The 12,199-nt window shown below is 37.8% G+C and carries 8 protein-coding genes; 5 read left to right on the forward strand and 3 right to left on the reverse strand.

Annotation, left to right across the window (positions count from 1 at the left end):
- Window positions 1–11 precede the first annotated feature (11 nt).
- Window positions 12–1,157, reverse strand: coding sequence for a lipid-A-disaccharide synthase (gene lpxB, locus OM074_RS19020; protein ID WP_301202181.1), 1,146 nt, complete (start codon window positions 1,155–1,157; stop codon window positions 12–14).
- A 55-nt stretch (window positions 1,158–1,212) separates the two neighbouring features.
- On the opposite strand from lpxB, the gene OM074_RS19025 reads away from it, so the two are divergent.
- Entirely contained in the window at window positions 1,213–1,497 is a 285-nt protein-coding gene (locus OM074_RS19025; RefSeq protein ID WP_301202182.1) for a hypothetical protein, read from the forward strand.
- A gap of 69 nt (window positions 1,498–1,566) precedes the next feature.
- Here the strand turns inward: OM074_RS19025 and surE are convergent, their stop codons facing one another.
- Window positions 1,567–2,337, reverse strand: a complete 771-nt coding sequence (gene surE / locus OM074_RS19030) for a 5'/3'-nucleotidase SurE (protein ID WP_301202183.1) — start codon at window positions 2,335–2,337, stop codon at window positions 1,567–1,569.
- 366 nt (window positions 2,338–2,703) lie between these two features.
- On the opposite strand from surE, the gene pheT reads away from it, so the two are divergent.
- Together pheT and OM074_RS19040 are read left to right on the forward strand one after the other, a co-directional pair.
- Complete coding sequence (pheT, locus tag OM074_RS19035; protein WP_301202184.1) at window positions 2,704–5,160, forward strand: phenylalanine--tRNA ligase subunit beta; 2,457 nt, start codon at window positions 2,704–2,706, stop codon at window positions 5,158–5,160.
- Window positions 5,161–5,320: 160 nt separating this feature from the next.
- Window positions 5,321–6,469, forward strand: coding sequence for a lipid A deacylase (locus tag OM074_RS19040; RefSeq protein WP_301202185.1), 1,149 nt, complete (start codon window positions 5,321–5,323; stop codon window positions 6,467–6,469).
- 75 nt (window positions 6,470–6,544) lie between these two features.
- Here the strand turns inward: OM074_RS19040 and OM074_RS19045 are convergent, their stop codons facing one another.
- Window positions 6,545–8,806, reverse strand: coding sequence for an aconitate hydratase (locus tag OM074_RS19045; RefSeq protein ID WP_301202186.1), 2,262 nt, complete (start codon window positions 8,804–8,806; stop codon window positions 6,545–6,547).
- A gap of 938 nt (window positions 8,807–9,744) precedes the next feature.
- Between OM074_RS19045 and OM074_RS19050 the strand changes: the two genes are divergently transcribed.
- Together OM074_RS19050 and OM074_RS19055 are read left to right on the forward strand one after the other, a co-directional pair.
- Window positions 9,745–10,620, forward strand: a complete 876-nt coding sequence (locus tag OM074_RS19050; protein ID WP_301202187.1) for a glucosaminidase domain-containing protein — start codon at window positions 9,745–9,747, stop codon at window positions 10,618–10,620.
- Window positions 10,556–11,650 carry a polysaccharide deacetylase family protein gene (locus tag OM074_RS19055; RefSeq protein ID WP_301202188.1) on the forward strand — a complete coding sequence of 365 codons (1,095 nt, stop codon included), beginning with the start codon at window positions 10,556–10,558 and terminating at the stop codon, window positions 11,648–11,650. The genes OM074_RS19050 and OM074_RS19055 overlap by 65 nt, the downstream gene beginning before the upstream one ends.
- Window positions 11,651–12,199 lie beyond the last annotated feature (549 nt).

Here is a 12,199-nt window from a genome sequence, read left to right on the forward strand (position 1 = left end):
ATTTTTTATAATTAGTTTTCTGTTGGAATGGCTTTTAGGGCAGAAATCATCAGTTTTGCTGCCCTGGAGCTGGTTCCTGGTTTTCCCATAATTTTATGCAGGTCGTTGTAGTGGTTAAAAATATTGATCCTGTAATCCTGATCATTTAATAGTTTTCCCAGTTCTGCTTTTACATTATTTTCGTTCAGGTCGTCCTGGATGATTTCTTTTACTGCTTCTTTGTTTACAATAAGGTTTACAAGCGAAATATACTTCACTTTTAAAATAAACCTTTTAACCAGTTTGGTGATGGTTTTACCTCCCCACATTTTGTAGCAAACAATTTGCGGACAATCAAGCAGGGCAGTTTCAAGGGTTGCTGTTCCTGATGTAACCAAAGCCCCATGTGCCTGTTGAGCCAATTCATAGGTTTGGTTAAAAACTACTTTTACATCCAGGTCCTTAATAAATGGTTCATAATCGTTGATGGTGAACGACGGGGCTCCTGCAATTATAAACTGGAATTGGGGAAAGTGTTTTACCATCAAAAGCATTATAGGTAATACATTGTTTAATTCCTGTTGCCTCGATCCGGCCAGCAATGCAACAATGGGTCTGCTGTCCAGGTTATTTCTTTTTAAAAATGTTTCCAGGCTTTCGTTCTTGTTCTTTCTGTTATCTATGGCATCTAATACCGGATTGCCAACGTATTCAATTGGTACGTTGTAGGCTTTGTAAAAATCGGTTTCAAACGGAAGGATCGTGTACATTTTATCAACATAGGCTTTGATCTTTTTTACCCTACCGGTGTTCCAGGCCCATATTTTGGGCGATATGTAGTAATAAACCTTAATTCCGTTTTTGTGTGCAAATTCTGCCATCCTTAAGTTAAAACCCGGGTAGTCGACAAGGATTAATACATCAGGTTTATATTTTAGGAGGTCTGATTTACAAAGCTTAAAGTTTGCTTTTATCTTACCCAGGTTTACAATTACTTCCTTGATGCCCATGTAGGCAGTATCCTTGTAGTGACGGACCATATCGCCGCCTACTTCCGACATTAAATCTCCGCCCCAAAATCTGAAATTGCAGTTGGTGTCTTCCTCTTTAATGGCTTTCATCAAGTTGGATGCATGTAAGTCACCGGAAGGTTCTCCTGCTATTATATAATAATTCATGTGTCTAAAATTTGTTTTCTTTTGCCACATGGAACTCGCCTAAATAGTCATTCTCGTGTGTAAGAAATTGTTCTCATGGCTCGTTTCATCTGTTTATTTTTTATCGAATCCGCAAAGTATCTGTTATAAGATAAAGCGTAATGCAATTATTGCTATTGCATATAAAACAGTAGCAGTAACTATTCCCCTGGCAGCCAGTAATCTTTCCAGTTTTATGGCAACCATAAAAATAATCATATTGGGCAGTACGCTTAAACTCAGTAATTTTGTAAATCCATGGGCAGCTACCAGCTTTGAAATAAATTCATGTATTGAGAATGAATCGCCAAATCTGAAATAGAAAATCAACCATGAAGTTATTATGGGGAGTATGATCCCAATAATCAATCCAATATAGAGTTTGTTGCATTTACAAGGCATAGGAAATATTTGAGTTTTTCAAAGTGTCAAAATCAGTAATGTCAATAAGGCAAGGCACAACCGTGGCGTAGTTTTTTGAAAGATAATATTCATCCGTGTCTTCCGATTGGGGTTCCATGTTTTTAAAATGCCCGGTCAGCCAGTAGTATTTTTCTCCTCGCGGGTCTTCTCTTTCTAAAAATTCTTCAACCCATTTGCCTTTTGTCTGCCGGCATTGTTTAATGCCTGCTAACTTTTGCGAATCCGGGATGTTTACGTTTAAAAACGTATTGGGAGACATACCTTTGTTTATAACTTCAGATAGAACAGCCCGAACTACCCTTTTGCTTTCATTAAAGTCGGCGTTAGCATCATAACTGAGCAGCGAAAATCCAATGGAAGGAATACCATTTAAGCAGCCTTCTCTTGCAGCTCCCAAAGTTCCGGAGTAGTGAACGCTGATAGAGCTGTTGGTTCCATGGTTGATCCCGGATAAAATATAATCGGGTTTTTTATCTAAAATAAAATGAAGTGCCAGTTTTATGCAGTCGGCAGGAGTTCCGTTGGTTTGGTAATAATGTATGCCGTTTATAACTCCCTTATCTTTTATTCGTAAAGGATCTTTAACTGTTAAGGCATGCGACATGGCAGAAAATGATTTGTGTGCCGATACAACTATCACATTCCCAAACTCACTTGCAGCATCGGCTAAGGACTGGATCCCTTTTGCATTTATGCCATCATCATTTGTTACTAATATTACTGGTTTTTCTTTGTTCACGATGTGTTGGTTTTATTCAGATTCCAAATATAGATAGTCTTTCTTAGAAATTTTGAAAAATAGGCGACAAAAATATTGATTGAGTGGTTGGTTAAGGTGTTTGTAAACAGGTTGTAAGTGGTTGAATGTTAAAGGAATGTATTGTTGATTTGTGGTTGTTTTATGATAGGTGTTTTAAAAGTATTGTAAATCAGTTTATTGCCGGTTGTGTAAAGTATGCATATCTATTGTTAATCTTTGACCCGTAAAAATTCGGTACTTGACATCAAAATAATTACTTTTGTTGGCTCAAAATTAGTTCTGTTATGAACTTGTTTTTGAATTCACATATGCCTTGTAACGAGGTTAAAATCAAAATCATTAAAAATGCAAATATCATACAACTGGCTTAAGAATTATTTAAATATTGATATTGAGACGGATAAGGTTTCTAAAATCCTTACAGATATAGGTCTTGAAGTTGGGGGAATCGAAGAAGTTCAATCCATAAAAGGTGGACTTGAAGGTTTGGTTATAGGAGAAGTATTAACCTGTGAAAAACACCCTGGTGCTGATAAATTAAGTAAAACTACAGTAAATGTTGGAGGTGATGAAATATTGCCGGTTGTTTGCGGAGCTCCCAATGTTGCCGCAGGCCAAAAGGTTGTGGTTGCTACTGTTGGAACGGTTCTTTATGATGGCGATGATAGTTTTACCATTAAAAAATCAAAAATAAGGGGAGAAGAGTCGCGTGGGATGATTTGTGCCGAGGATGAAATTGGATTAGGTTCCAGCCATGATGGTATTATGGTTTTGCCGCAAGATGTTGAAGTAGGAACACTGGCAAAAGATTATTTTGAGGTTGAAACAGATGTGGTTATAGAAATTGATTTAACCCCAAACAGGGTTGATAGTGCTTCTCATTATGGTGTGGCAAGGGATTTGGCAGCCTATTTAAAAGCAAACGGAGAACAAGTTGAATTAAACTTGCCTTCTGTTGATGATTTTAAAGTTGAGAATAAGGATTTTGAAGTTGATGTGGTGGTTGAAAACCAGGAAGCTTGTCCTAGATATTGCGGCGTAACTATTTCAGGTGTTGAAGTAAAGGAATCTCCTGACTGGTTAAAAAACAAACTGAAACTGATTGGATTATCGCCTATCAATAATATTGTGGATGTAACAAATTTTGTGTTGCACGAGTTGGGGCAGCCGTTGCATGCTTTTGATGGGGACGAGGTTAAAGGAAATAAAGTTGTTGTAAAAACACTTCCTGAAAAAACTAAGTTTATTACACTTGACGAAACGGAAAGGGAGTTGTCGGATAAAGATTTGATGATTTGTAATGCCGAAGAAGGAATGTGTATTGCCGGTGTTTTTGGGGGTACACATAGCGGCGTAAAGGAATCAACAACAAAAGTGTTTTTAGAGAGTGCCTATTTTAACCCGGTATATGTTCGTAAAACAGCCAAGCGCCATACTTTAAATACTGATGCTTCTTTTAGGTTTGAGCGTGGTATTGATCCAAACATTACTGTTTATGCACTAAAAAGGGCTGCGTTATTAATTAAGGAAGTGGCAGGCGGAACTGTTTCATCCGAAATTACAGATATTTATCCTGAGCCAATTCAAAATTTTGAAGTGGATGTAAAATGGAAGAATATATTGCGTTTGATAGGTAAAGATTTATCTAAAGAAACGATAAAAAATATAGTTACCTCACTCGAAATGGATATTTTGAGCGAAGACGAAGTGGGAATGAAATTGTCTGTGCCTCCATATAGGGTGGATGTACAACGTGAAGTGGATGTTATTGAGGATATTCTTAGGATTTATGGATATAATAATATTGAAATTCCTGCTGAAGTTCATTCAACTTTAGTATACTCGGATAATCCGGATGATCATAAGGTCAGGAATATTATAGCCAATCAGTTGGTGGCTCAGGGGTTTAGCGAAATTATGTGTAACTCACTAACTAAGCCAGACTTTTATGCCAACCTGGAGAAGTATCCGCAAAAAAATGTGGTTTCTTTGTTTAACCCGTTGAGCAATGATCTTGGAGGAATGCGCCAGTCATTAGTGATGGGAGGCTTAGAGTCAATAGTGCATAATGTGAACAGAAGAAATGCCGACTTAAAGTTATTTGAGTTTGGGAACTGTTATAGCCTGTCTGATCCGGAAGGGGAAAAAGGCAGCCTCGATAAATATTCTGAAAACCATCATTTAGGGGTGTTTTTAACAGGGAAAATGATTGCGGCCAACTGGAATGCTCAGGAAAGGGCTACTTCTTTTGCCGACATCAGGGCTGTTGTAAACCAGATTATCCTCCGTTTGAATATCCCGGAAAGTATGTTATTGGAAGACAGTGTGGAAAATGACGTTTTTGCAGAAGGTGTTACCCTGGCTACCCGCAATAAAATTCAGTTGGTAGATTTTGGTGTGGTAAGTGCTGACTTATGCAAGATGTTCGGGTTAAAGGAAACAGTATATTTTGCCGAGTTTAATTGGGATAATCTATTAAAGGTGGCCGGTAAGCAAAAGGTTATTTATAAAGAGATCCCTAAGTATCCCGAGGTGAGCCGTGATTTGGCCTTGTTGGTAAATAAAGATGTTACCTTTGGTCAGATTAAAGAAGTTGCCAATAAAACCGAGAAGAAACTATTGAAGAGTGTTTCCTTGTTTGATATTTATGAAGGAAAGAATCTGGCTGAAGGGAAGAAATCTTATGCAGTGAACTTTATCCTGCAGGATGAAAACAAAACACTTACCGATAAGCAAATTGATAAGATAATGAAGAGCATGATCAGAAACCTTGAAAAGGAAATTGATGCTCAGTTGAGATAAAATATCTAATTGTATTTTGATTTAAGAGCCATGAGTATTTACTTTATGGCTCTTTTTTTTGTTTGGATAAAAAATATGGGCAATATCAAAACATTTTTATGGTTATTACGAAAGAAAGAATATTGGCACTGTTGTTAAACTGATATAAGTTTTAAAGGAAATGTGTTGTTTTAAGAAAATATTGCTGACTTCTATTGTTGTCCTGGGGTGTTTTACAGGTTATGGTCAGATGGATCGTACGGCCAGGTATTCCTATGCCGATTGGTCAGGGGAGACGGAAGGCAACCTGTCTTTTAGGTTTGAAGGGCTGAGTTTTTTTCAGAATGATGAGTATAACGATGATTTTATTGAGGGATATACCTTGATTGGATATAGTGTGCAACCATCTGTTTTGTATAATTTAACGCCAAAATTACGGCTAAAGGCTGGAGTCCATTTGCTTCAGTATCATGGGGTATCTGATTTTTCAGAGCTTATACCGGTTTATTCTGCTCACTTGAAGTTGTTCAAAAATCTGGATCTGATTATGGGAGCTTTAAAGGGCGATGTACAGCATAGGATGATAGAGCCGGTTTTTAATCCGGAAAACCAATATACCCGCCCGGTTGAACAGGGTATCCAGTTTTTGTTTAAGGGTAAAAATGTTTGGGTAGATACATGGCTCGACTGGGATCAGTTTATTTTTAGTGATGATACTATACCGGAAAGGTTTACTTATGGTTTAAGTACGGAGTTTGATTTGCTGAAAACAACATCCGGCTTTAAGTTATCTTTGCCTTTCCAATTTATAGCGCGTCACACAGGAGGGCAAATTGGACATTATTCTGAACGTCAAAAAACCTTGACCAATTCTGTTTTTGGTTTAAGGTTAGCCAGAGACTTTAAAGGAGGGATTGTGAAAGGAATTGATCTTGATGTGTATTCACTTTTTTATAATGATATATCAGATGATATTGTATATTATTACAGTAACGGGAATGCGCTGTATTATACTTTAAAAGTAGATTATGGTCATGGGGAACTGATGCTTGGATATTGGGATGCAGACAAGTTTATGGCTCCAAAGGGGAGTGCTTTGTTCCATTCTTTAACAAGCCTTGATTATATATTCTACAGAAAATCCAGGCAGATGTTTAATACTAAGTTCTCTTATCAAAAAAAGATAGCAAAGTATGCTGATTTAAGCCTGATGTTTGAAAGCTATTACGATTTGAATATCTCTAAGATGGAATATTCTTATGGTGTGCACTTATTGGTAACTCCAAGTTATTTTATCAGGAATTTTAAGCCTTCAGGTTCTCAAAAGTGATTGTTTAACAGCTGATGAACGTATAAAAAAAAGCGATGTCGCAGACATCGCTTTTTTTATTGAATCCTATGCTGTTTAAGCATTTTGTTTTTTAATCAAATTCAAGGCGCTACCATTTTTAAACCACTCAATTTGTTGGTTGTTGTATGTATGGTTTGCAACAATTTCATCTTTTGATCCATCTGCATGTACCACTTCAATGGTTAATGGTTTTCCTGGAGCAAAGTCTTTTAAATCAAGGAAGTTGAAAGTATCGTCCTCCTGGATCTTATCGTAGTCAGCTTCGTTGGCAAAAGTTAGTCCAAGCATACCTTGTTTTTTAAGGTTTGTTTCGTGGATACGGGCAAAACTTTTTACCAAAACAGCCCTTACGCCCAGGTGGCGGGGTTCCATAGCTGCATGTTCCCTCGAAGAACCCTCTCCGTAGTTATGGTCACCAACTACGATTGTAGGGATTCCAGCTTCTTTGTAAGCTCTTTGGGTAGCAGGAACTTCACCGTATTCCCCGCTTAATTGCGACTTTACTTTATTGGTTTCGCCATTAAACTTGTTAACTGCGCCAATAAGCATGTTGTTGGAAATGTTGTCAAGGTGACCACGGTATTTTAACCATGGACCTGCCATGGAAATATGGTCGGTAGTACATTTTCCTTCAGCTTTGATAAGTAGTTTGGCACCCATGATGTTTTCTCCATTCCATTCTGCAAATGGAGAAAGAAGTTGTAATCGGTCACTATCAGGTGAAACAATTACTTCAACATCAGAACCGTCTTTAGCAGGTGCTTGATAACCCGGATCTTCAACATCAAAACCTTTTGGAGGAAGTTCGTTGCCTGTTGGGGCATCTAGTTTAACATCTTCTCCATTGGCATTGGTTAATGTATCTGTAATTGGGTTAAAACCCAGGTCTCCCGCAATAGCCAAAGCAGTAACCAATTCTGGTGAACCAACAAAGGCATAAGTGTTTGGATTACCGTCAGCACGTTTTGCAAAGTTCCTGTTAAAGGAGTGTACAATGGTGTTTTTCTCTTGTTTTTCAGCTCCCATACGCGCCCACATGCCAATACATGGCCCACAGGCGTTGGCAAATACAACACCATCTATCTTTTTAAAAGTATCTACCATGCCATCGCGGTCAATTGTGTAGCGAACCTGCTCTGAACCTGGTGTAATTGAGAATTCAGCTTTGGCTTTTAATCCTTTTTTTACCGCATCATCAGCAACCGAAGCAGCCTTTGAAATATCTTCGTATGAAGAGTTGGTACATGAACCAATTAAGCCAACCTCAACTTTTAATGGCCATCCATTCTTCTCAGCCTCTTCTTTCATTTTACTGATAGGAGTAGCTTTGTCCGGAGTAAAAGGACCATTTAAATGGGGTTCTAATTCATCAAGATTAATTTCAATAACCTGGTCAAAATATTTTTCAGGTGCAGCATAAACTTCCGCATCAGCAGTTAACAGGTCTTTTACCTGGTTTGCAGCATCGGCAACATCATCTCTTTTGGTAGCTCTTAAATAACGCTCCATGGATGCATCGTAACCAAATGTAGAAGTAGTGGCACCAATTTCGGCACCCATGTTACATATGGTTCCTTTACCTGTACAAGAAAGGGATTCTGCACCTTCACCAAAATACTCAACAATACATCCGGTACCTCCTTTAACAGTAAGGATTCCGGCAACTTTTAATATAATGTCTTTTGGCGCAGCCCAACCATTTAGCTTACCAGTAAGTTTTATTCCAATTAATTTAGGGAATTTAAGTTCCCATGGCATTCCTGCCATTACATCTACAGCGTCGGCACCACCAACACCAATGGCAACCATACCCAATCCACCGGCATTTACAGTGTGGGAGTCGGTACCTATCATCATACCTCCAGGGAAAGCATAGTTTTCAAGGACTACCTGGTGGATTATTCCTGCACCCGGCTTCCAGAATCCTATTCCGTAACGGTTAGTAACAGAACTTAAAAAATCATATACTTCCTTGTTGGTTACTTTGGCATTTGCCAAATCCTTTTCTGCTTCAACTTTTGCCTGTATCAGGTGGTCGGCATGTACAGTTGAAGGAACTGCAGCCTTGTCTTTACCCGCCTGCATAAATTGCAAAAGTGCCATCTGTGCAGTTGCATCCTGCATGGCTACCCTGTCGGGGTTAAAGTTTACATACGATTCGCCTCTCTTAAAGGCCTCCTGAGCCTCTTCAGCCAAGTGGGCGTAAAGGATTTTTTCAGTAAGTGTAAGTGGTTTTCCCAAAATGGTACGGGCTTTATCAACCTTATTCCCCATTTGAGCATACACTTTTTTAATCATGTCAATATCAAATGCCATAGCTATTTATTATTGTGTTATATATTTTTCTTAAAAGTATAGTTTTTTCCTGAGTTAATCTGGTGTAAAGTGAAATCAATAACAATTGTTTGGGGTGTACAAAAGTAGCAAAAAATAGCAATAAAATAAGAAAATATGCTTTATGTCATGTTTTAAAACTCATTGCTTATTAGTCATTAGCCAAAAGTCAATAGTCAATGGTCATTATGTCACATTGTCATTAGTCACATTGTTCATTGTTCATTGCTCATTGCAAAGTATCCCCAAAATAGCAGTAATTTTACTGCTACTTTTTTGTGTAGTTATGTGATTGTATATCAGATATATGTTAGGTATGGTGGTTGAGGGTGTTTGTAAATATTTTGTTCAGTAAAGGGTGATTGTCGCGATTTTTGGAGTTATTCCATAAAATTGTCACGTTTTAGGGAGTTAATCGGAAAAATTATCCGGATTCGGGTCTTTTTCGGGTTTTTTCCTGCCTTTCTTCGGTACGGCTTCGGGAAAGGGTCTGGATGTCTTCGGGAAGTGTTCGGGTAGGCTTCGGCTACGGTTCGTATTATACACCCGAAAAAAAGACGAAGCGAACTCGAAGCGAACTCGAATCTGGTACGGAGTTGGTACGGAGCAGCCCCGACGGGGAGTCGGTGGTATGCCGAAAAGAGTACGACCGGCAAATAATGTTTTTTCACCTGACTATGATATTTATTTTCTTATATTTAAATATTGTTTCAAACACAATAGTTCGTTAATTTTTTATAAGTGTTAGAATATGAGATATTTAATAAAATCAACTTAAGTTGGGTAAAGGTTTGGTTTTAAGCATCTTGCAAATAAGTCTCTCGTCTCTTATCTAAAATCTAACGATCTGTTAAAATAAATCAAACCTGTAAAAATGGTTTTAATGTGATTTGCTTTATAGTTTAATCTTTATATATAATATGCAAAGTGAGTTTAAAAAGACAGTAATCCAGCAATGGTATATTCCGTTAATAGGTGTTGTTATTGCGTCAATTGCTTTAGTGTTTATAAACAGATCCAATAAAAAGCTTTTAGATGGGGTTAATGTATCAGTATATGATAGCAAGGTGATTGATTCCATACCCAAACTCAGTAGCAAGGTGGTAAAGCCTGTGATATTTAGTCATGTACCCGATCTTAGGGATATTCATTACAAAGAAAGGATGCAAAAGTTTATTGACATGATGCTTCCTTCGGTGTTGCTGGCTTGTAGAAAAATGGATATGAAAAGGGAGCGTGTTATTGCTATTAAGGGTGCAATTAACTCAGGTATGGCGGTTAAAAAAGATTCCTTGTATATCAATGAGTTAAAAGCCAGGTATAAAACAGAGGATATCGATGAAATTATCAAGCGGCTGTATCCACATCCCGTTTCGATAATTCTGGCACAAGCAGCTATTGAGAGTGGTTGGGCCACTTCCCGGTTTTGCAGGGAGGCCAACAATGTATTTGGGATATGGTCGTACAACTCTGATGAGAAAAGGATTAAGGCAGGAGAGTCGAGGGGCGACAATGATATTTTTTTACGAAAGTACGACTCTGTTTTTGAATCTGTTTATGATTATCTGGAAACCATAGCCCGTGCCAATGCATATAAGCAGTTTCGCGAAATGAGGCTGACAACCAATAATCCTTACCGGCTCATCTGGTATTTAAATAATTACTCCGAAAAAAGGTATGAATATGTTCATACGCTGCGCAATGTTATTGAGTTTAACGATTTGCATAATTATGATGAATATAGGTTGGCAAAAATCAGGAAAAACGATACGATTTGGGAAAAGTTATTGGATTAGCCTGTTGCTGACCATTGTTTTGTCAACAAGCTGCCATTCTCAAAATACTAATGATAAATCCGGTGTTGCTCAGGATTATGGTTTGCAGGAGGGTTTTTATGCTGTAGGGGTGGTTTATCATAGGTTTGGTGATGCCCGGTACCCTTCAACCAATACATCAAAAGAGAGTTTTGAATCGCATCTTCAATACTTAAAAGAAAACCAATTTGTTACTTATACTGCTTCGGGGATTTTACATGGCGGTGAGGATTCCTCAAAAAAGGTCTTGATCACGGTAGATGATGGACTAAAATCATTTCTTACCAATGGTTATCCTTTACTAAAAAAGTATGGATGCAAGGCTACTGTATTTGTAAATACCGAGAGTGTGGGCTGGAGCGATTATTTGAGCTGGGACGAGATTCAGTTGCTGCATGGCGAGGGCATTGAAATAGGTGCACATTCGCATAGGCACAGTTATTTTATGGATTATCCAGACAGCCTTCGCAAGGTTGAGTTTGAAAAGGATTTGGATGTGATGGAAATGGAGTTTAAAGAACACCTGGGTTTTGTTCCTTCTGTATATGCCTATCCTTATGGGGAATTTGATTCCATAATGGCTGATGTATTATTCAAAAGAGGCTATAAACTGGGTTTTGCCCAGAATTCAGGAGTATGGAGCGGGAATACTAACCGGTATACTATCCCCAGGTTTCCTGTGGCCGGGAGGTTTGAAAAGCTGGAGCGATTTGTGCAAAAGGTGAATATGAAACCATTGGTAATAAAATCTAAATCGGAATATCCGGTAAAGCTTGATGGAGGGGCTGATTATACAACAATACTAAGGTTGGATAAATCCAATAAGTATCAAACCATCAATTGCTTTTTCAACAACCAGTACAATAAAGAAATATACAAGTTAAATAATGATACTCTAAGGATAAAGCTTAGGATGCCTCAGGATAAAAGACGTGTTTTGTTAACATTTACTGCACAAGATGACAATAACCAGTGGTTGTGGTGGAGCAAGCTTTTTGTAAACCCGGAATGAAAAACCGAGCTTGATAAAAACGATTGACTTAATAATCGTATAGCGTTCAATATACCCTATGTTAATATATTGAATAGTCCTGAAGACCTTAATTATTTGGGATCAAGCGCAAAACCTGGGTCTAAATGTTGTTTTAATTTATCATGCATTTGTTTTTGTTAATACCGATTTGTTAATGACACGAGCGTTAAATTTGCTTTACATTTAACACTGTCATTAGTCTATCGGCATTATACCAAGTGCTCATTTCATTATCAAAATGGTATAACCTGAAGAGAATATTTTACATCGATAATAGTACAAAACCATCGGTAAACTTTTTCGCCTAACAGGCTGAAGGCCTGAAATTTTATTACGGGCATATTGAAAAATTACGATTCTTCTTGTATTATTTCCAATTCAGTTGAAGATCATGTGCATATTCTGTTTCGAATGTCAAAAAACTATCCTTTGCCTAAAATAATTATTGGAGATAGTTTCAGACTTACAGCCTGAGATTTACAGCTTGGTATTTTCAAGGGGCGATGCCCCTTGTTGTGAAGTCAAAGG

The organism is Plebeiibacterium marinum (assembly GCF_026013615.1).
Taxonomy (GTDB): domain Bacteria; phylum Bacteroidota; class Bacteroidia; order Bacteroidales; family Marinilabiliaceae; genus Saccharicrinis; species Saccharicrinis marinus_A.